The organism is Burkholderia sp. AU31652 (assembly GCF_002223155.1).
In the GTDB taxonomy this organism is placed as follows: Bacteria; Pseudomonadota; Gammaproteobacteria; order Burkholderiales; family Burkholderiaceae; genus Burkholderia.
Window position 1 is genome coordinate 1,940,477 of sequence record NZ_NKFG01000005.1, and the last position, 19,925, is coordinate 1,960,401.

The 19,925-nt window shown below is 68.2% G+C and carries 16 protein-coding genes; 5 read left to right on the forward strand and 11 right to left on the reverse strand.

The window, feature by feature from the left end:
• Positions 1–4: 4 nt before the first annotated feature.
• Both paaK and CFB40_RS26265 read right to left on the reverse strand, forming a co-directional pair.
• Positions 5–1,327 carry a phenylacetate--CoA ligase PaaK gene (gene paaK, locus CFB40_RS26260; RefSeq protein WP_089432829.1) on the reverse strand — a complete coding sequence of 441 codons (1,323 nt, stop codon included), beginning with the start codon at positions 1,325–1,327 and terminating at the stop codon, positions 5–7.
• 59 nt (positions 1,328–1,386) lie between these two features.
• Positions 1,387–2,943: a 3-hydroxyacyl-CoA dehydrogenase gene (locus CFB40_RS26265; RefSeq protein ID WP_089432830.1), complete on the reverse strand. Its 1,557-nt coding sequence runs from the start codon at positions 2,941–2,943 to the stop codon at positions 1,387–1,389.
• Between the two features lie 551 nt (positions 2,944–3,494).
• Here CFB40_RS26265 and CFB40_RS26275 point away from each other — a divergent pair.
• A complete protein-coding gene (locus CFB40_RS26275) occupies positions 3,495–4,583 on the forward strand; it encodes a calcium:proton antiporter (protein WP_089427295.1) in 1,089 nt (362 codons plus the stop codon).
• 94 nt (positions 4,584–4,677) lie between these two features.
• On the opposite strand, the gene CFB40_RS26280 is transcribed toward CFB40_RS26275, so the two are convergent.
• From CFB40_RS26280 to CFB40_RS26315, 8 genes are all read right to left on the reverse strand, one after another.
• A complete protein-coding gene (locus tag CFB40_RS26280) occupies positions 4,678–5,811 on the reverse strand; it encodes a transporter substrate-binding and LysM peptidoglycan-binding domain-containing protein (protein WP_089427294.1) in 1,134 nt (377 codons plus the stop codon).
• A 20-nt stretch (positions 5,812–5,831) separates the two neighbouring features.
• On the reverse strand, positions 5,832–6,605 hold the full coding sequence (locus CFB40_RS26285) for a hypothetical protein (protein ID WP_089427293.1): 774 nt from the start codon (positions 6,603–6,605) through the stop codon (positions 5,832–5,834).
• A gap of 666 nt (positions 6,606–7,271) precedes the next feature.
• On the reverse strand, positions 7,272–8,096 hold the full coding sequence (locus CFB40_RS26290; RefSeq protein WP_089432831.1) for an amidohydrolase family protein: 825 nt from the start codon (positions 8,094–8,096) through the stop codon (positions 7,272–7,274).
• Entirely contained in the window at positions 8,093–9,115 is a 1,023-nt protein-coding gene (locus CFB40_RS26295) for a hydroxyacid dehydrogenase (protein WP_089432832.1), read from the reverse strand. Before CFB40_RS26295 ends, CFB40_RS26290 begins: the two co-directional genes overlap by 4 nt.
• On the reverse strand, positions 9,112–10,182 hold the full coding sequence (locus tag CFB40_RS26300; RefSeq protein ID WP_089432833.1) for a LacI family DNA-binding transcriptional regulator: 1,071 nt from the start codon (positions 10,180–10,182) through the stop codon (positions 9,112–9,114). The genes CFB40_RS26295 and CFB40_RS26300 overlap by 4 nt, the downstream gene beginning before the upstream one ends.
• Before the next feature lie 22 nt (positions 10,183–10,204).
• Positions 10,205–12,091: a TRAP transporter large permease gene (locus tag CFB40_RS26305; protein WP_089432834.1), complete on the reverse strand. Its 1,887-nt coding sequence runs from the start codon at positions 12,089–12,091 to the stop codon at positions 10,205–10,207.
• Positions 12,092–12,094: 3 nt separating this feature from the next.
• Entirely contained in the window at positions 12,095–13,123 is a 1,029-nt protein-coding gene (locus CFB40_RS26310) for a TRAP transporter substrate-binding protein (RefSeq protein ID WP_089432835.1), read from the reverse strand.
• A 284-nt stretch (positions 13,124–13,407) separates the two neighbouring features.
• Entirely contained in the window at positions 13,408–14,316 is a 909-nt protein-coding gene (locus CFB40_RS26315; RefSeq protein ID WP_089427287.1) for a LysR substrate-binding domain-containing protein, read from the reverse strand.
• Positions 14,317–14,434: 118 nt separating this feature from the next.
• Here CFB40_RS26315 and CFB40_RS26320 point away from each other — a divergent pair, with 118 nt between their 5' ends.
• Both CFB40_RS26320 and CFB40_RS26325 read left to right on the forward strand, forming a co-directional pair.
• Positions 14,435–15,373 carry a 2-hydroxyacid dehydrogenase gene (locus CFB40_RS26320; RefSeq protein ID WP_089432836.1) on the forward strand — a complete coding sequence of 313 codons (939 nt, stop codon included), beginning with the start codon at positions 14,435–14,437 and terminating at the stop codon, positions 15,371–15,373.
• Between the two features lie 73 nt (positions 15,374–15,446).
• Positions 15,447–16,811 (forward strand): MFS transporter, encoded by a 1,365-nt coding sequence (locus tag CFB40_RS26325; RefSeq protein ID WP_089432837.1) that lies wholly within the window; start codon positions 15,447–15,449, stop codon positions 16,809–16,811.
• Between the two features lie 49 nt (positions 16,812–16,860).
• Here CFB40_RS26325 and CFB40_RS26330 read toward each other — a convergent pair whose 3' ends face one another.
• Positions 16,861–17,829 (reverse strand): LysR family transcriptional regulator, encoded by a 969-nt coding sequence (locus tag CFB40_RS26330; protein ID WP_089427284.1) that lies wholly within the window; start codon positions 17,827–17,829, stop codon positions 16,861–16,863.
• Between the two features lie 362 nt (positions 17,830–18,191).
• Between CFB40_RS26330 and CFB40_RS26335 the strand changes: the two genes are divergently transcribed.
• Both CFB40_RS26335 and CFB40_RS26340 read left to right on the forward strand, forming a co-directional pair.
• Positions 18,192–19,367 (forward strand): HPP family protein, encoded by a 1,176-nt coding sequence (locus tag CFB40_RS26335; RefSeq protein WP_089432838.1) that lies wholly within the window; start codon positions 18,192–18,194, stop codon positions 19,365–19,367.
• A gap of 131 nt (positions 19,368–19,498) precedes the next feature.
• Positions 19,499–19,912 (forward strand): MarR family winged helix-turn-helix transcriptional regulator, encoded by a 414-nt coding sequence (locus CFB40_RS26340; RefSeq protein ID WP_089427282.1) that lies wholly within the window; start codon positions 19,499–19,501, stop codon positions 19,910–19,912.
• Positions 19,913–19,925 lie beyond the last annotated feature (13 nt).

A 19,925-nucleotide genomic window follows, 5' to 3' on the forward strand; every position in this document is an offset into this window, starting at 1 on the left:
GGAATCAGGCGGCCTGGCGGCGATCGATCACGCGCCGGGCCTTGCCGGTCGCGGTCGCGGGAATGCCGCCCGCGGCCAGCACCGTCACGCCGGACGACACGCCGACCATCGTCTTGATCCGGTGCTGCAACTCGCGCGCGAGCGCCGTGCGATCGCTTTCGCTGACGGACGCGGCCGCTTCGGAGCGCAGTTCGACCGCGAGGTCGAGCCGGTCCATGTGCCCGTCGCGCGACAGCGTGATCTGGAACTGGCCCGACAGCTGCGGCAGCGCGACGACGATCTCCTCGATCTGGCTCGGGAACACGTTCACGCCGCGCACGATCAGCATGTCGTCGGAGCGGCCCGTGATCTTCGCGAGCCGGCGCATCGCGCGCGCGGTCGGCGGCAGCAGCGCGGTGAGGTCGCGCGTGCGGTAGCGGATCACCGGCATCGCCTCCTTCGTCAGCGACGTGAACACCAGCTCGCCCTGGCTGCCGTCGGGCAGCACTTCGCCCGTGACCGGGTCGATGATCTCCGGATAGAAATGGTCTTCCCAGATCACCGGGCCGTCCTTCGTCTCGACGCATTCGCACGCGACGCCCGGGCCCATCACCTCCGACAGCCCGTAGATGTCGAGCGCGTCGATGCCCACGCGCGTCTCGACTTCCTCGCGCAACGCCTGCGTCCACGGCTCGGCGCCGAAGATGCCGATCTTCAGCGACGATTCGGCCGGGTCCATCCCCTGCCGCACCATCTCGTCGATCAGGTTCAGCATGTATGACGGCGTGACGAGGATGATCTTCGGCTCGAAATCGCGGATCAGCTGCACCTGCTTCTCGGTCTGCCCGCCCGACATCGGCACGACCATGCAGCCGAGCCGTTCCGCACCGTAGTGAATCCCGAGGCCGCCGGTGAAGAGCCCGTAGCCGAACGCGTTGTGCAGCGTGTCGCCCGGGCGGCCGCCGGCCGCGCGGATCGAGCGCGCGGTCACGTTCGCCCACGTGTCGATGTCACGCGCGGTGTAGCCGACCACCGTCGGCTTGCCGGTCGTGCCGCTCGACGCGTGCACGCGCACGACCTGCTCGCGCGGCACCGCGAACAGCCCGAACGGATAGTTGTCGCGCAGATCGTGCTTGGTCGAGAACGGGAATTTCGCGAGATCGGCGAGCGACTTCAGGTCGTCCGGATGCACGCCCGCTGCCTCGAACGTGCGGCGATAGTGCGGGACGTTGTCGTACGCGTGGCGCAGCGACCACTTGAGGCGCTCGAGCTGCAGCGCCTGCAGTTCGTCGCGGCTGGCGGTCTCGATCGGCTCGAGGGCGGCGGCGGGATGCGTCGGGTGAGTCATCGGGGTGCTCCTCCAATGGAGTGATGTCGTTATCGTGTTCGAAGTGACGGGGGCGACGGCTACGACCGGAACGTGCGGCCGGCCGCATGCAGCGCGGCGATGCGCGGCGACACGCGATAGCGATCCTCGCCGTAGCTCGCCGCCAGGTTCGACAGCACGCGATGCACGCGGCCGATGCCGATCGCATCGGCCCACGCGAGCGGGCCGCACGGGTAGTTCACGCCCTTCTCCATCGCGAGATCGAGATCGGCGGGCGAGCACACGCCCTGGTTCACCGTATCGGCCGCCTCGTTCGCGAGCATCGCGACGGTGCGCATCGCGACCATGCCCGGCACGTCCGCGACGCCGACGACGCGAAAACCCGCCTGCTGGAACAGGCCGACCGCATCCGCATAGGCCGCGTCGCTGCACTGGAGCGCGCGCGTCAGCGCAACGAGCCCGGCCTGCGCGTAATCGCGCGCCAGGTCGACCAGCACGAGATCGGCCGCGCCCGTCTGCGCGGCGCGCTCGGTCGCGGTACGGCCGTCGGTCAGCGCGATCGATGCGCGGCCGGCCGTCGCGAGCAGGTCGTCGGCATGCGCGCCGGCCTGCCGGGCGCTCGGAATGCGTTCGGCGAAGCGCGCCTGCAGCGCGGCGGCCGGGCCGTCCTGTGCAAACAATGCAACGTCGGCCGGCGCGTCGCGCGGGGCTTCGAGATCGGGGGCAGGCGGCGTCGCGCCGTCCGCATACGAATAGAAGCCGCGGCCCGACTTGCGCCCGAGGAAGCCCGCGTTCACGAGTTCCTGCTGGATCAGCGACGGCGTGTAGCGCGGATCGTTGAAATACGCGCGGAACACCGATTCGGTCACCGCGAAGTTCACGTCGTGGCCGATCAGGTCCATCAGCTCGAACGGCCCCATCCGGAAGCCGCCGGCCTCGCGCATCACCGCGTCGATCGATGCCGGCGCGCCGCCCTGCTCGTTCAGCACGCGCAGCGCCTCTGCGTAATACGGCCGCGCGACGCGATTCACGATGAAGCCCGGCGTCGATTTCGCCATCACGGGCTGCTTGCCCCACGCGGCGGCGGTCGCAACCAGCACCTGCGCGACTTCCGGCGCGGTCGCGAGCCCGCTGACCACCTCGACGAGCGCCATCAGCGGCGCCGGGTTGAAGAAATGCAGGCCGGCGACGCGCTGCGGCACACGCAGCCCGGCCGCGATCGACGTGATCGAGATCGATGACGTATTGGTGGCCAGCAGGCACGCGTCGTCGACATGGCGCTCGAGCGTCGCGAAGATCTCGCGCTTCACGTCGAGCCGCTCGGCCGCCGCCTCGACGATCAGCGCGGCGCCCGCGAAATCGGCCAGTTCACGCACCGCGCGAATCCGGGCGCCGGCCGCGTCGGCCTGCGCCGGTTCGAGCCGGCCCTTCTCCGCGAGGCGCGCGAACTGCGCGCGGATGCCGGCCAGCGCCTTGTCGCAAGCGGCTTCGTTCAGGTCGTACAGCAGCACCGCATGGCCGGCCGCCGCCGCGACCTGCGCGATGCCCGCGCCCATCGCGCCGGCGCCGATCACGCCGACGACGGCCGACGGCGCCAGCGCGCCCGAGTTCACCGAATGTGCAGAAGAAACAGCCATCGCTTGCGATCCGTCATGAAGTGGAGGTGCGAGCGATTATAAACCGACCGGTCGGTAGATTTATGTCAGGGCGAGCCCGAATTTGTCGTGCAAGAGACCGTTACGAAACCTGCAAAGACAAAAAAATCGAAAGGCCGGGGCACTTTTTGTAAACCGAAAGGTCTATGAAAGCATTCGAATATGAGATAGTGACCCCCAAACGCCGGATAAAATTCGACAAACTGCCGGATTTCAGGGGGAAACCGCGTGTCACGTCGCCACCGCCGTCCATTGCCGGCCGCCCTTCCAGGGTCGGAACCGAGCCTCCGGCCCGTGCGTCGTCACACGTGCTCGCCTCGTCGTTCGCGGCCGGCCGCATCGAATCGTTTCATCCCGCGACGGGCTCCGGCCCGCCCGCGCCCCTCGCCGCCTCATGGCGGCGAACCCCGGGCAGCACCGTTGCGTGCCGCCCTCCTTCGGTTTCATCATCCTCGTTCGGCGGATAGTACGGCCGGGCTTCGTCAACCCGTGACGGCGCGTCGCGCGCCGCCACTCGCATAAGGAAACCCTCCATGCCGCTCTCGTCCAACCAGCTCCCGCGCTGGACCCTCGTGGCCCCGCTTGCCGCCTGGCTGGTCCTCGCGCTGTCGCGCGTCGTACCGGCCGAAGGCCTCGTCATCGCGGTGTTCGCCGCCGCTCTCGCCGGCGCCGTGTTCGCCGCCGTCCACCATGCCGAAGTCGTCGCGCACCGCGTCGGCGAACCGTTCGGCACGCTCGTGCTCGCGATCGCCGTGACCGTCATCGAAGTCGCGCTGATCGTATCGGTGATGCTCGGCGCGGGCCCGGAGAAATCGGGCCTCGCCCGCGATACCGTGTACGCCGCCGTGATGATCATCTGCAACGGCATCGTCGGCATCTGCCTGCTGGTCGGCGCGTGGAAGCACGGCGAGCAGGACTTCCAGGGGCGCGGCGCCAGCAAGGCGCTCGCGGTGCTGGCTTCCCTGTCGGTACTGTCGCTCGTGATGCCGAACTACCTGAGCGCCGCGCCGGGCCCGTTCTTCTCGAAATCGCAGCTCGCATTCGCCGGCGTGGCGTCGCTCGTGCTGTACGGCGCGTTCGTGTTCGTGCAGACCGTGCGCCACCGCGACTACTTCCTCACCGGGCACGACAGCGCGAACGAATCGGTGCATGCGGCGCCGCCGAGCGGCCGCACTGCGCTGATCAGCCTGGTGCTGCTGTTCGTGAGTCTCGTCGCGGTCGTGCTGCTCGCGAAGCTGCTGTCGCCGGCCGTCGAGCATGCGGTGATGAAGCTCGGCGCGCCCGAGGCCGCGGTCGGTATCGTGATCGCCGCGCTCGTGCTGCTGCCGGAAGCGCTCGCGGCCGTCACCGCCGCGCGTGCGAACCGCCTGCAGACCAGCATGAACCTCGCACTCGGTTCGGCGCTCGCGAGTATCGGGCTGACGATCCCGACCGTCGCGGCCGTGTTCATCTGGGTCGGCCAGCCGCTCACGCTCGGCATCGGCCCGATGGAAACCGTGCTGCTGGCGCTCACCCTGCTGGTCAGCACGCTGACGCTCAGCCAGGGGCGCACGACGGTGCTGCACGGCGTCGTGCACCTGTCGCTGTTCGCTGCCTACCTGTTCCTGTCGATCACGCATTGACGCAGAAAAGCACGCGGCCCGGCGGATCCTCTCCGCCGGGCCACGCGCCGTCCTTCACGTCCCTTCCGCTTCCTTCGTTCACGTCACGCCGCCGTTACCGCACCGGAATCACCAGATGCTGGCCCGCCAGGATCAGGTTCGGGTTGGCGAGGTTGTTGCGGCGTTGAATCTCGCGATAGCGCTGGCCGCTGCCGAGCTTGCTCGCGGCGATCAGGTTCAGCGTGTCGCCCGCCTTCACCACGTACGTATGCTCGCCCGACGCGGCCGCGGTCGTCACCGCCTGGTCGCTGACGAAGTACTTGCGCAGCAGGTCGAGATACTGCGGCGACTGCTTGAGCTTCGCGATCGCGGCGTTCAGGTAGATCAGCAGATCCTGGTCGTCGGCGCGCACGCCGATCTTGTACGCGATGTTCGAGCCGTCGAGCTTGGTCACCGCGAACTTCAGGTCGGTGTCCTTGATCGAGCTGACCGCGAACGGATAGTCGTAGATGAACGCGTCGACCGCATGGCCGTCGATGCTCTTCGCGATGAAGGCCGGATCGGAATCGTCGACCTCGACGAACTTCACGTTCGGATACTGGCGCGTGACGAACGCACGCACGTCCGGGTCGCCCTTCAGGATGCCGACCGTCTTGCCCGCGAGATCGTCGGTCGAGCGGATCGCGGAGCCTCGCCGCACGATCAGCGAATAGCCGAAATCGTCGACGTACGGCACCGAATAGACGATGCCCGACGGCGTGTTGTCCGGGAACGTCAGCCCGTCCATCGCCACGTCGACCACGTGGTTCCCCTTCGCATCCGTATCGAGCAGCTGCTTCGGCACACCCGGATACGTGTCGACCTCGTGACGCGTATCGACGACGACCGGCTTGCCGCCGTGCGAGAACGACGGATCCGCGAACAGCAGCCGCGCGAATTCGACGTTGAAGCCGTGCGGCGTGCCCTTGTCCTCGCCGAAGAACGGTTCGCTCGGGTTCTGCACGGAGATCCGCACGATACCGTTTTCTGCAATCGATTTCAGCGCGCTGGCCTGCGGCGTGAAGCCGGCCGGCAGCACGTTGGACGACGGCGACGTCTGCGTGGACGGGCCGCTGTCGCCACTTTGCGCGGACGTCGAGGCCGGGGCCGCGTCATGCGCGGGAATCAGCGTCGACAGGCCGCCCTGATGCACGATCCATACGCCGACGAGCACGACCAGAAATGCGATGGCGCCAAGAAGTTTTTTCATGGTTGCGAGCCTGCAGGAAGTTATTGTTGTTTCGACGGCAGTTGCGCGCGGGTCGTCGCGTCGAGCCCGGGCGCATGCGGCGCGTTCATCACCGCCTGCTGCTGTGCCTGCTTGACCTCGGGGTTATCCATCAGCGACGTCTCCATTTCGGAAAACGCCTTGTTGACCGAGCGCATCACCGAATCGACGGCCACGTCGGTCTTGATCTGCTCGAACGTGTCGGACGCCTGCCGGCCCGCGAGCTTGTTCATCTGCTGCGCGGCCTGCGACATGTCCCACATCGCCTTCGCGCGGTCGATCGCCGATGCGAAGTTCTTCAGTTCGGCCTGCACCTGCTTGTAACGCCCCTCGCGAAACGAGAGCAGCTGCTTCATCGTGTCGAGCTGCTGCCGGAAGCGCGGCGCGTCGTCCGGGTACTGCTTCTCGAACAGCTCCGTCTTGCTCTCGAAGTTCTTCACCTCGGTGCGGAACGCGGTGATGCTGTCCGCGAACTTCTGGGCCGCCTGGCGCTTCTCCGCGAGCTGGTTGATCAGCGTCTCGATCGGATTCGCCTGCGCCTCCTGGACGATCATCTTCACCTTCTGGTTCGCGAACTTCATCGCGACGACCGGCGCGAAATAGATCGCGCCGAGGCCGATCACGGCCGCCGTGACCAGTGCGATCACCCCCTTCAGGATGAACAACGCCGCCGGTGCCGCGATCGCGACGCCGGCGATGATGATCGCCCACTTGATCAGCTTGACCTTGCCATTCCCCGAACTGCCGTTTGCTTCTTCATTCGAAAGCTGCGACATGAGTTTTTCTCCTTGAACCTCGAACCGAACTGCTTGCGTTTGCCTCTTCAAGCTCAATCGAAATGCTTCGGACTCCGGTGCCGCCGGGCAGTCAGGCAGGCCGGCGGCGCAATACAAGGATGGGCGCGACGGACGTCACGAGACGCCGGTGTAGGCGCCGTTCAGGATGCGTTGGTGAGGAGCGGCAGACGACGCTGCGATGCGGCGCGCCGGACGGGCGCCGCTCATCGTCGCGGCTCGCGCGCGGACGGGAAAGTGTACCGATGCACGGTACGAAACGGGATGACGGATACGTGACGCGACGGGCGTCGGGTGAAGCGTGGTTCCGGCGGGCCGAGAAACGCGGGGCCGGTGTTCCGGTACGAGTGCGTAAAGGCTCATCGTTGTTTTTCTGCGTATCGCGGGTGCAGGAACCGCGCGGCCGGCGCGTCCCGCTCCACATGCACGGACGTATCCTGCGCCGACCGGCATGCAGCGTCAAGCAGTTGTCGCAGTGCAGCGAAGCGCGGCGTTCCTCCGTTGGAACACCGGCAGCGAACCCGCTTTCAGCACGGTAAGGATTCGCAGGACTGCGACCTGTCGTGCTCGGTCAGGATTGCTTGGCATCGCTTGTGCAAGCTTCCGGATTGAAAGCTTGTGACGCTCGGTTTCGTCCTGGCAGCCGACTCAGAATCCGTAAAGTACGGTCGGGTTGTCGACCAGAATCGCGCGGCTGACCGCGTCGTCCGCCGTGCAGTCGTCCAGCCAGCCGAGCAGGCGCAGGTCGTCGGGGACCGGCGACGCGTTCGGGTGCGGCCAGTTGCTGCCCCATACGCAACGCGCCGAGTGGTCGCGCGCCAGCACGGCGGCGAGACGCGCGACATCGTCGTAACCGGGCGCGCCCGAGCGCGACGTCTCGTACGGCGCGGACAGCTTCACCCAGGCGTGGCCGCGGTCGAGCAGACGCCGCAGCGCGAGAAACGCAGGCGCGTCCGGCGCGACCGGTGTCAGGAACTTGCCCGTGTGATCGATCACGACACGCGCCGGTAGCGAGGACAGCAACGGCAGGACCTCGGGCAGCGTCCGGCCGTCGAGCTGCACGTCGACGTGCCAGCCAAGCGGCGCGATCCGCGCGGCCACCCGCTCCAGTTCGTCCCACCGCGCCAGGCCGCCCGCCAACGTCATGAACCGGACGCCGCGCACGCCCGCCGCGTGCAACCGCGCCAGCTCGGCATCCGGCACGTCGACCGGCAACGTCGCGACGCCGCGCGCCTGCGGGCCGAATGCAGCCAGCGCTTCGAGCAGGCAACGGTTGTCGACACCATAGCCGGTCGGCTGCACGATGACGACGCGGGTAAGACCGAGCGTCTGCTGCACCCGGCGATACGCGCCCACCGGCGCGTGCGGCGGACGGAACGTCGCCGTCGGCGCGAGCGGATACGCGTCGTCATAGATGTGGATGTGGCAATCGCACGCGTCGGCCGTCCGCCCGGTGGGTGTGTCGGGTCTCATCGCGCGCCCGCCCCGGTATCGGCCCCTGCCGTGCGCCAGCGCGCCAGCCGCGAGGCGTGCGCCGCGTTGACCGCACCGCGCGGCACGCTTCCGGCGAGCAGCGCGGCGAGCTGATCGACCGTCTCGAGCGCCTGGTGCTCGACTGCGGGCAGCGTCAGGCCGCCGACGTGCGGCGTCGCGATCACGCGTGGATGGGCCGCGAGCGCGGGCGTCGGCATCTGGTCTGGCGCGCGCCCGACGTCGAGTGCGCAGCCCGCGAGCCGGCCGGTGTCGAGCGCCTCGTACAGCGCCTGCTCGTCGACCAGTTCGCCGCGCGACGCATTGATGAAATACGCGCCCGGCTTCATGGCCGCGAACGCGCCCGCATCGATCAGGTTCGCGGTGGCCGGCGTCGCCGGCGCGAGGCACACGACGAAATCGGCCGCCTGCAACAGCGCCGCGAATTCGACCTGTTCGAGCCTCGGCGCATCGACGCGCACGTACGGATCACTGACGAGCACGCGCATCCCGAGCGCCGTCGCGATCGGCGCGAGATGGCGCGCGATCTGCCCGTAACCGATCAGGCCGAGCGTGCTGCCGCGCAATTCGCGCCCCATCTGCGGCACGGGCGGCATCCCTTGGTGGTAGGCCGACGCATAACGGCCGATACCGCGCGTGAGATCGATCATCGCGCCGATCACCCACTCGGCGACCGCCGGCGCGAAGCCGGGGCTCGCCTGCGTGACCAGCACGCCGAACGCGCTCGCCGCGTCGACATCGACGGTGCGGATATCGACCGCGCAACGCAGGAACGCCGCCAGTGCGGGCAACCCGGCGAACAGCGCACGCGGCGCGGGCGTCTGCCGGTACGCGATCATCGCCTCGCAACCCTGCGCGGCCGCGATCAGTTCGTCCGTGCCCAGCTCGCGATCGAGCGGATTGCACGTGACGTCCGCGATCGCCTGCAGCGCGCGCATGGCCTTCGCGCCGAAATAACGGTCGAGCATCCCCGACGGATGCGTGACGAAGACGCGCGTCATGCGGCCCCTCCATGCGAATCGCCCGCTTGCGGCGGCGATGCAACCGAGGCGCGCTCGACGAGCGTCACGCCGGAGAATACGTGCGGCTCGGGCGCCAGCGGCTTGTCGCCGTCCGGCCGCATCACACGCCGCACCATGTCCTCGGCCATCTCGGTGACCGGCAGTTGCACCGTGGTCAGCGCCGGATTGGAAATCGCCGACAGGAAATGACCGTCCATCCCGACGACCGACACGTCGTCCGGCACGCGCAGGCCGCCATCGCGCAACCCGGCCATCAGGCCGAGCGCGAACAGGTCGTTGACCGCGACGATGCCGGTCGGCCGCGCCGGATCGGCCGCAAGCGCGACGCCCAGCGCGCGCCCCACGTCGACGATCACGGCGTCGCCGTACTCGTTCGCAGGACCACCGTCGAGCACCCGCGCGTGTGCGTCGACGCCCGCCTCGCGCGCCGTCTCGAGAAAGCCCCGGATCTTGTCGCTGCGGCTCACCGTCATGCCGGCAACCGTCGCGAACGCGAGCCGCCGGTGTCCCGCATCGACCAGGCAACGCGTCGCGAGCCGCGCGGCGGCCTCGTTGTCGGCCGTGACGTGTTCGACCTTCGACCGTTCGCCGGGCGTCGCGCGTCGGTCATAGCTCACCACCGTCATCCCGCGCTCGGCCGCGCGCTCGAGGTGGCTTTCGTCGGCCAGCGACGAGATCACGATCACGCGCCGCACGCCATGCGCGAACAGGTCGTCGAAGAACGACGCCTCCTTCTTCGCATCGCGATACGTATTGCCGATCAGCACGCGATGGCCGTACCGTTCCTGCGCGCAGGTCTCGACCTCGCGCGCGATGTAGCCGTACATCGGGTTCGCCATCGACGGCACCAGCAGCCCGACGAGCGGCGTCTGCCCGGTCTTGAGCTGCCGCGCGAGCGTGCTGGGCCGGTACTGCAACACTTCCATCGCGGCCTTCACGCGTTCGAGCGTTTCCTGCTTCATCTGGTCGGTGCGGCCGTTGAGCACGTTCGAAACCGTGCTGACCGAAACGGCCGCATGACGGGCCACGTCCTGAATCGTACTCATGTCGTCTTGCTGTAAAAAGCGGCTACAGGCCGAAATGGGCCGGCAGCCACAACGAAAACGCCGGCACGAGAATCAGCGCCACGAGGGCGGCGACCAGCACCAGCAGATATTTCACCATCGGCCGCGCAACGTGCCGGACTTCGGTGCCCGTGATCGCGCAGGTCGTGAACAGACCGAGTCCGACCGGCGGCGCGAACAGGCCGAGCCCCATCGCCACCACCACGACCGTGCCGAAATGCAGCGGGTTGATGCCCAGCTGCAGCGCGATCGGCGCAAGCAGCGGCCCGAAGATGATCAGCGCCGGCGCCCCCTCGAGCACCGCGCCGAACACGATCATGACCAGCGCCGCGAGCAGCAGGAACATCGTCGCGCCGTACTGGTGGGCGAACGCGGTCATTGTGCCCGAGACCAGCGCCGGAATTTGCTCGATCGACAGCGCGAACGACACGCTCGACGCCGCGGCGACGATGAACAGGATGCCGCCGGCCATCGACGCGGCACGCACGAACACGCGCCCGACCGACCGCCAGGTCAGCTCGCGAAACGCGAGCCAGCCCGCCACGAGCGCATAGACCACCGCGAACGCGGACACCTCGGTCGACGTCGCGATCCCCGACGTCACGCCCTTGCCGATCATCGCGACCATCACCAGCGCAACCAGCGCGCCGCCCGCGAGCGGCAGCCACGCGCGGCGTTCCGTGAACACCGCCGAGACGTCGATCCGGCGTCCGGTGATCACCGTGACCACCGCGAGCGACGCGGCCAGCACCGCGGCCGGCACGATGCCCGCGACGAACAGCCCGGCAATCGAGATGTTCGCGACGAAGCCCATGATGATCATGTTCACGCAGGGCGGGATGGTCTCCGCCATCACCGCGCTGCACGCGAGCAGCGCGGCCGTTTCGTCGGGATCCTGGCGCGCACGGCGCACCGCCGGCATCACGACGCCGCCGACTGCCGCGATGTCGGCGAGCTTGGAGCCCGACACGCCGGAAAAGCAGGCCGTCGCGAGAATCACGATCAGACCGAGCCCGCCGCGTACGCGCCCGAAGATCCGCAGCAGCAGCTCGACGAGCCGCGCGGACATGCCGTTCGATTCCATCAGCAGCCCGGCCAGCACGAAGAACGGCACGGCGAGCAGCACGAAGTGATCGGCGCCGGCCATGACCTGCTGCGAATAGACGAGCAGCGGCAGCGTCGGGTCGGCGAGGAAATACAGCAGCGCCGAGAACGCGAGTACGAAGCCGATCGGCACGCCCAGTACGAGCCCGCCGACGAAACCGGCCGCCAGCAGCAGGCCCGGCGCGATCGCATGCGCCGGCGCCAGCGCATTCCATCCGCACAGCGCGGCCGCGAACCCCACGCAGCACGCGAGCGTGCCGATTACCCGGCGGCGCGGCGCGTCGAGCGCGTTCGCCAGCGCGAACACGGTCATGAACAGCGCGCCGAACATCATCGGGTACACGTTGATCCAGCCCGGCAAGCCGCCCGGCGTCAACTGGTCGTACGAATCCGCCAGCAACTGGCACGACGACACCAGCAGGTTCAGCGAGACGGCCGCGACGATCCAGTGGCCGATCTGCACGAGCGCGCCCTGCCAGCGCACGGGGAACGCGCCGCGAAACAGGTCGATGCCGACGTGCTGGCTGCGCCCGAGCACCGTCGCCGCGCCGAAAAACACCAGCACGATCATCAGCGCACTCGCGACTTCTTCGGTCCAGTCGAGCGGGTCGTGCAGGAAATAACGGCACACGACCGACACGAACACGACGAGCACATCGACGGCCAGCACCGCCGCGGACACGTATTCGATCGCGCGCAGCATCGCGTCCAGCACGCGCGCGACGCGGCGTGCCGGGCGGCCGGCGCCAGGCGCCGCCGCGGCGCCCGAAACGGAACAGGTCTCCATCGTTCAGCCCCGCCCGGCGGCGATCGCCGGAAACAGCGGCGCGGTCGCCGGATACTGCGTGGCGAATGCCGTATAGAGCCGGTCGTGCATCGTCTGCCGCAACGCCGCGCGTTCGGCCGGCGCCATCGGATGGAAGCGCATGCCGTGCTGCTTCAGCGCCTGCTCGGCCTGGTCGGCCTTCTGCGCGGCAATCGCGCGCTGCTGCGCGGTGGCGTCGGCCACCGCGCGATCGAACGCGGGACGCAGGTTCGCCGGAATCCGGTCGAGCGCACGCCGCCCCAACACGACGGTCATCGCGGCAAACACGTGCTGCGATTGCCAGCACGACTTCACCACTTCGTCGAACTTGCTCGCGAGCACCGTGGCCGGATCGTGCTCGAGCCCGTCGACGACGCCCGTCTGCACGGCCATGTACAGCTCGCCGAACGGAATCGGTGTCGGCACCGCGCCCATCGCCTTGAAGGTGTCCATGAACGCCGGCGTCGGCAGCACGCGCAGCTTCGTGCCCTTCAGCCCCTGCAGCGCCAGCACGGGCTGCTTCGTGAACACGCAGCGCCCGCCGAAATGCGAGCCCCAGGTCAGCACCGAGCAGCCGGCGCGCTTCTGCAGCAGCGCGTTCAGGCTGGCACCGACCGGGCCGTCGAGCACTTTCGCGACGTGCGCATAGCTGTCGAACAGATAGCCGAGATCGAGCATGCCGAGCTCCGGCGCCACCGTCGCCCAGATCGACGAACCCGCGATCATCATGTCGATCGCGCCGATCTTGACCTGCTGCGCGACATCGCTTTCCTTGCCGAGCTGGCTGTTCGGAAAGTAGTCGACCCGGATCGCGTCGCCGACACTCGCCTTCAGGTTCGCGGCAAGACGCTCGTACCACACGTAGTGCGCGGCGTTCTGGTCGGCCGGCATCGACGACGAGCAACGCAGCGTCACGACCGGCTGCGCACGCACGGCGTCCGGCAAGCCGCCTGCGGCCGCGAGCGTCGCGGCGGACACCGTCTGCAGAAAGCGCCGCCGGGTGTAGGTATTCATGGGCCGTCTCCTTTGCGATGGCGTCTCACGACGCACTGTATCGATTTAGTGTATCGATACAGTAATACGACGACCGATGAGATAAAAATGGGGGTTTTCCCGTGACAAAGGTGAAAATGGAGGATCTGCGGCGTTGATTTCCGGCCGATTCCTTTGCAAAGAAACGGAATTCCCGCTGATTCCGGACGACCCGGAAATGATTCGAGCGGGTATCTCGAATCATCAGACGACAGACTTTTAATCCGGCATGTGGGCAGGACGCTCGCGCGAGTCGCGCCGCTCCTCTATGCGCCCGCTTCGTCGGCGCTCTCGGTCAGGAACCGCTCGACCATCGCGTTGAACACCGGCAGCGCCGGGTTGTCGTTGTCCGCGCGCCATGCGAGATACAGCTCGGCCGCCACGTCGGCGCCCGCCAGCGGCCGGAACACCACGCCATCCACATGCAGTTCGCGCGCCGACGCCGGCACGAGTGCGGCGCCGAGCCCCGCGCGCACGAGGCCGAGGATCGTATGCGTCTGCCCGACATAATGCAGGTAGTTCGGCAGCCGCCCCGCGTTCGCGAACAGGCCCGAGATCAGGTCGTGGAAGTATTTCCCCTCGTTCGGCGAATACGCGATGAACGGCTGCCGGTCGAGCTCGTCGGGGCCGATGCGCTCGCACGCGGCGAGCGGCGCGCCCTCCGCGACCGCAACCAGCATCGGCTCGCGCTGCACGAGCCGGTATTCGAGCGGCTGGCGCGCGGCGCGCTGGCGGACGAAGCCCGCGTCGAGCATCCGCGACGCCAGCGCATCGATCTGCACGGTTGACACCATCTCGCGCAATTCGATGTCGACGTCCGGCAGCGCGTGCGCGGCATGCGCCAGCAGCATCGGGATCATCCGGTATGCGCTGACCGCCGTGAAGCCGAGCGTGATGCGGCCGGCGCCGCCATGTGCGACGCGCTGCGCGGCCTGCTCGGCCCGCGCGGAGAATTCGAGGATGTGCCGCGCGTCGCGTAGAAACCGCTCGCCGGCCGCGGTCAGGCTGACCTGCCGGCTGCTGCGTTCGAGCAGCGCGATGCCGAGCGCATGCTCGAGCAACTGGATCTGCCGGCTGAGCGGCGGCTGGGTCATGAAGAGCCGCCGCGCCGCGCGACCGAAATGCAGTTCCTCGGCGACCGCGACGAAACAGCGAAGCTGGTGCAGTTCAATCATCCAATTCTTGAATCAATCAATAGTCTTTTGATGTTAGACGCATATCGATGCGATTTCTATACTCGGTTGCACCTGATGCGCGGCACGGCCCGCGCCGCGCATACCGACCGAGACCTTCATGACCATCGACATCCTCCTCATCCAGCCGCTCCCCGACACCATCGACGCCGAACTGTCCACCCGTTACGCCGTGCACCGGCTGTATGCGGCCGAGCAGCCGGACGCACTGCTCGATCGCGTGGCCGCACGCATTCGCGGTGTCGTGACCGGCGGCGCGAACGGCCTCGCCGCCGCGCTGATGGACCGGCTGCCCGCGCTCGAGATCGTCGCGATCAGCGGCATCGGCACCGACGCCGTCGATCTCGAGCGGGCGCGGGCACGCGGCATCCACGTGACGACGACGCCCGACGTGCTGACCGACGACGTCGCCGACATGGCGATGGGGCTGATCCTGATGACGCTGCGCGACCTCGGCGCCGGCGAGCGCATCGTGCGCGCCGGCCGCTGGGGCAAGACGGCCCAGGCGCTCGCGACGCAGGTGAGCGGCAAGCGGCTCGGCATCGTCGGGCTCGGCCGCGTCGGACGCGCGATCGCGCAGCGCGCGCAGGCGTTCCGGATGCCTGTGAGCTACTTCGGCCCGCGCGAGCATCGCGACAGCGGCTATCGCTTCGTGCCCGACCTCGCCGCGCTCGCGCGCGACAGCGACGTGCTCGTGATCGCGGCATCGGCCGATCACGGCAACGTGCTCGTGACCGCCGACGTGCTCGCCGCGCTCGGCCCCCAAGGATTCCTGATCAATGTCGCACGCGGCAAGCTGGTCGACGAAGCCGCGCTGATTCGCGCACTCGCCGACGGCACGATCGCCGGCGCCGGCCTCGACGTGTTCGCGAACGAACCGCACGTGCCGGCCGAGTTGCTCGAACTCGACCGTGTCGTCGTGCAACCGCACCGGGCGAGCGCGACCCGCGAAACGCGCGAAGAGATGGGCCGGATCGTGCTGGCCAACCTCGCCGCGTGCTTCGCGGGCCAGCGCCCGCCGACCAGCGTCACACGCTGATCACGGCACACCGCACGGCCGCCCCTCGTTACAACACCGGATGCCTCCGCATGACGGAGGCCAGGAGACACGCATGCCCAATCGAACCAGCGGCGCCGCCCTCGCCGCGTCACCCGCCGCCTCGCGCACGATCGGCCGCGTCCGTTATGCGGTCCTCGCGCTGATTTTCGCGGTCACCGTCATCAACTATGCGGACCGCGCGACGATGTCGATCGCCGGCACCGGCGTCGCGCACGACCTCGGGCTGACGCCCGTGCAGCTCGGCATCGTCTTTTCCGCGTTCGCGTGGGCCTATGCGATCGGGCAGATCCCGGGCGGCTGGCTGCTCGACCGCTTCGGCGCACGGCGCGTGTACGGCCTGAGCCTGCTGCTGTGGTCGGTCTTCACGATGCTGCAAGGCACGGTCGGCTGGCTCGCCGTGCAAGGCGCATCCGCCACGCTCGCGCTGTTCGTCATGCGCTTCATGCTCGGCCTCGTCGAATCGCCGGCGTTCCCGGCCAATTCGAGAATCGTCGCATGCTGGTTCCCGACCGCCGAACGCGGCACCGCGTCGGCCCTGTTCAATTCCGCGCAGTACATGGCCGTCGTGCTGTTCACGCCCGCGATGGCGTGGCTCACGCATGCGCTCGGCTGGGAGCACGTGTTCCTGTGGATGGGGCTGCTCGGCATCGCGCTCGCCGCGCTGTGGTTCGCGTGGTATCGCGAGCCGCACGGCCACCCGCGCGTGAGCGACGCGGAACGCGACTACCTGCGTGCGCACGGCGCGCTCGTCGATCTCGAAGCGAACCGCGTGCGCCAACAGCCACGCGTGTCGTGGCACGACGTGTCGCAACTGTTCCGCCACCGGAACCTGTGGGCGATCTACGTCGGCCAGTACTGCATCACGGCGCTCACCTACTTCTTCATCACGTGGTTCCCGATCTACCTGATCAAGGGGCGCGGGATGACGATCATGGAGGCCGGCTGGGTCGCCGCGCTGCCGGCGATCTGCGGCTTCACGGGCGGCGTGCTCGGCGGCGTGCTGTCGGACTGGCTGATCCGGCGCGGCATGCATCCGTCGAAGGCGCGCAAGACGCCGTTCGTCGTGGGGATGGCGATGGCGACGCTGCTCGTGCTGGCGAACGGCGCATCGTCGAATGCAGTCGTGATCGCGCTGATGACGATCGCGTTCTTCGGCAAGGGGCTCGCGGCAGTCGGCTGGGCCGTGCTCGCCGACACCGCGCCGGAAGGCATGGTCGGCCTGAGCGGCGGCGTGTTCAATGGCCTCGGCAACATCGCCGGGATCGTCACACCGCTCGTGATCGGCTATTTCGTCGCCAGCACCGGCTCGTTCGCCGGCGCATTGTGGTTCGTCGCCGCGCACGGGCTGCTCGGCATCGCCGCCTACGCGTGGCTCGCGGGACGCTTCGAGCGGATTCGCATCACGCCGCGCGCATGAACCGCGCCGCGGCCCGTGCGGTTCGCGCGGCGCACGCCCGCGCGGATCGTCACGCGCGCTTGCGGCCGCCCGGCGTCAGTTCGGTCGTCAGCCGGTCGAGTTCGCGCAGGTCGTTCTCCAGCGCGGGCGTGAGCGTCGTGCGCAGGTGGTCGAGGAACGTGCGGATCTTCGCGTCGAGATAGCGGCGCGTCGCGTAGACGGCATACACGCTCACCGTCTGCAGCCGGTACTCGGGCAGCACGCGGATCAGCCGCCCTTCGCGGATGTCGTCGAGCACCGTATACAGCGCGACGCACGCGATCCCGCGCCCGGCGCGCACCGCGACGCACAGCGCGTCCGGCACGTTGACCTGGAACGGCGCGGGCTGCAGTTCGTAGACCGCCTCCTCGCCATCGCTGCGCTCGAGCCGCCATTCGCCGGCCGGCGACGCAGGCGTATCGAGGCGCAGGCACACGTGGTTCGGCAATTCGTCGGGCGACTGCGGCGTGCCGTGGCGCGCCAGATATTCGCGCGACGCGACGAGCACGCTGCAGCTCGTGCCGCAGGTTTGCGCGACATAGCCCGAATCGGGCAGTTGCGACGCCGTCACGATCGATACGTCATAGCCCTCCTCGACGAGATTCGGCATCCGCTGCGCGAGCGTCAGTTCGACCGACACGTCGGGGTTGTCCTCCTGGTAGCGCACGATCGACGACACGACATGACTCTGCCCGAGCCCTGTCATCGCATGGATGCGCATCTTGCCGCTCGGCCGCAGCAACGCATTGCGCGCCTCCGCGTTCGCGTAGTCGATTTCCGCGAGGATCGATTTCGCGCGCTCGAAATAGCGTTCGCCGCTTTCGGTGAGGCCGAGGTGGCGCGTCGTGCGATGCAGCAGCCGCGTCTGTACGTGCGCTTCGAGGTTCGATACCGCGCGCGACACCTGCGCGGTGGTCGCGTCGATTTCCTTCGCGACCGCAGTAAAACTGCCGGATTCGACAACGCGCACGAACAGGCGCATGTTTTCGAGCATGTCCATTGAATTGGCTTGGGGGAGTCAGTGGGGAGGCGTCGGCGGCGCTCGCGTCAGGTGGGGAACGGAACGCAGCCGCGAACCACGTCGAATCGATCACCGTGCCGGGAGAAAGGCGGGAGAGCGGGCATCGCGGACGGGGTTCTGGCATGACGGGGGATTCAGTGGCCCGAATTGTACGCCGCTGCAGACAAATTTGCGCGCTTGCCCCGCGCCCAAGCTCTCATCAGATGAAAGGTTTTTGCAAGCAAGGCGCGCCGCGCACGTGCAACGGCTTGATGCATCGCGACAATTTGTATCACAACGCGATATAATTCGCAGCTCGTCGCTGCGCGCATCCGCACCGTCTCTTTTACCGCTTACCGTCCATGTCGTCAGGCTCCCCTTCGTCGCGCCGCACGTTGCGGCAATGGCTGCACAGCTTCATTCCCCATCCGATGTCGCTGGGCTGGCGCGAGCGCTTGCGCTCGTGCATGGGCGCGCTCGTCGGCATCGCGACGGTCGGCGCGACGATGCGGCTGCTGCCCGGCGTGCCGGGCCTCGTGCCATTGCTCGTCGCGCCGATGGGCGCGTCGGCCGTGCTGCTGTTCGCGGTGCCGGCGAGCCCGCTCGCGCAACCGTGGTCGATCATCGGCGGCAATCTCGTCGCGGCGACGGTCGGTGTCGCGTGCGCCCAATGGATCGCCGATCCGATCACGGCCGCCGCGGTCGCGATCGCGTGCGCGATCGGCGGCATGTTCGTGCTGCGCTGCGTGCACCCGCCGTCGGGCGCCGTCGCGCTCACGGCCGTGGTCGGCGGCCCCGCGATTCATTCGCTCGGGTTCAGCTTCGTGCTGGAGCCGATCGCGCTGCAATCGGCCGTCCTGCTGTCGGCCGCGCTCGCCTATCACGCGCTGACCGGGCACCGCTACCCGCACGGCGGCGTGCGCCCCGAAGCGAAACCGCAGGCAGGCGGCGCCGCACCGGCGCGCGGCGGCTTCACGCGCGGCGACCTCGATGCGGTGCTGAAGCGTCGCGGCGAATGGCTCGACGTCGATCCGGACGATCTCGAAGCGCTGCTGCGCGAAACCGAAATGCAGGCCTATACACGCACGTTCGGCCAGCTGTCGTGCGCCGACCTGATGACGAAGAACGCGATCGAAGTCGCGCCGTCGACGTCGGTGACGGCCGCGCTCACGCTGCTCGACCGCCACCGTGTGAAGGCGCTGCCGGTCGTCGACGGCGAAGGCCGCCTGACCGGCATCGTCACGCGCGCGGACCTCACGCGCCAACTGCGCCGTCCGACCCCGCTGTGGCAACGCCTGTCGGCGCGGCTGCCGCAATCGTTCGGCGGCCAGCCGGCGAGCGTCGCCACCGTGATGACGCACGACGTCGCGTGCGTGCCGGAGACGATGCCGATCACCGCGCTCGTGCCGCTGTTTACGCATTCGGGCCACCACCACATTCCGGTCGTCGATGCATCGCGCCGGCTCGTCGGGATCATTACCCAGACGGATCTCGTCACGGGCCTTTATCGGCAGACGCAAATGCGCGAGGCCGCGTAGCGCATGCAGCGCACGTAACGCCATCTAACGGCCGGCGCAACGCGGAATGCCTTCCATCCGCCCCGATCCGGCCACTTACATCATGTTGTGATATATTAATCGCTACCGAAACTGACTGTCCGACCGCCCCGATGAACGATACCCGACGCGCGCTGGCGAAAAGCGATTTCCAGCAACTGTCCGAGTTCCGCTACCAGATGCGCCGCTTCGAGCGCTTCTCCGAACGCGCCGCGCAAAGCGAAGGCGTGACGCCGCTGCAATACCTGCTGCTGCTGCACATCAAGGGCTATCCGCATCGCGAATGGGCGACCATCGGCGAACTCGCGGAACGCCTGCAGGCGCAGCATCACGGCGTCGTCGCGCTGGTCACGCGCTGCGAAGCGCTCGGCCTCGTGAAGCGCAAGACGAGCGAAGCGGATCGCCGCCAGGTCGAGGTCCACCTCGAGCCAGCCGGCGAGACGCTGCTCGCGCGTCTCGCGGCCATGCACCGCGCCGAGCTGAGATCGCTCAAGGACGCGTTCCAGGTTCCCCAGATCGATTACTGACCCCTGCTCTGTC

Coding starts and splice junctions, on each gene's coding strand:
- CFB40_RS26315 (WP_089427287.1), bottom strand. CDS start 14,316: ATGATTGAACTGCACCAGCTTCGCTGTTTCGTCGCGGTCGCCGAGGAA.
- CFB40_RS26285 (WP_089427293.1), bottom strand. CDS start 6,605: ATGTCGCAGCTTTCGAATGAAGAAGCAAACGGCAGTTCGGGGAATGGC.
- CFB40_RS26295 (WP_089432832.1), bottom strand. CDS start 9,115: ATGACGCGCGTCTTCGTCACGCATCCGTCGGGGATGCTCGACCGTTAT.
- paaK (WP_089432829.1), bottom strand. CDS start 1,327: ATGACTCACCCGACGCATCCCGCCGCCGCCCTCGAGCCGATCGAGACC.
- CFB40_RS26300 (WP_089432833.1), bottom strand. CDS start 10,182: ATGAGTACGATTCAGGACGTGGCCCGTCATGCGGCCGTTTCGGTCAGC.
- CFB40_RS26325 (WP_089432837.1), top strand. CDS start 15,447: ATGCCCAATCGAACCAGCGGCGCCGCCCTCGCCGCGTCACCCGCCGCC.
- CFB40_RS26290 (WP_089432831.1), bottom strand. CDS start 8,096: ATGAGACCCGACACACCCACCGGGCGGACGGCCGACGCGTGCGATTGC.
- CFB40_RS26305 (WP_089432834.1), bottom strand. CDS start 12,091: ATGGAGACCTGTTCCGTTTCGGGCGCCGCGGCGGCGCCTGGCGCCGGC.
- CFB40_RS26340 (WP_089427282.1), top strand. CDS start 19,499: ATGAACGATACCCGACGCGCGCTGGCGAAAAGCGATTTCCAGCAACTG.
- CFB40_RS26335 (WP_089432838.1), top strand. CDS start 18,192: ATGTCGTCAGGCTCCCCTTCGTCGCGCCGCACGTTGCGGCAATGGCTG.
- CFB40_RS26330 (WP_089427284.1), bottom strand. CDS start 17,829: ATGGACATGCTCGAAAACATGCGCCTGTTCGTGCGCGTTGTCGAATCC.
- CFB40_RS26275 (WP_089427295.1), top strand. CDS start 3,495: ATGCCGCTCTCGTCCAACCAGCTCCCGCGCTGGACCCTCGTGGCCCCG.
- CFB40_RS26280 (WP_089427294.1), bottom strand. CDS start 5,811: ATGAAAAAACTTCTTGGCGCCATCGCATTTCTGGTCGTGCTCGTCGGC.
- CFB40_RS26265 (WP_089432830.1), bottom strand. CDS start 2,943: ATGGCTGTTTCTTCTGCACATTCGGTGAACTCGGGCGCGCTGGCGCCG.
- CFB40_RS26320 (WP_089432836.1), top strand. CDS start 14,435: ATGACCATCGACATCCTCCTCATCCAGCCGCTCCCCGACACCATCGAC.
- CFB40_RS26310 (WP_089432835.1), bottom strand. CDS start 13,123: ATGAATACCTACACCCGGCGGCGCTTTCTGCAGACGGTGTCCGCCGCG.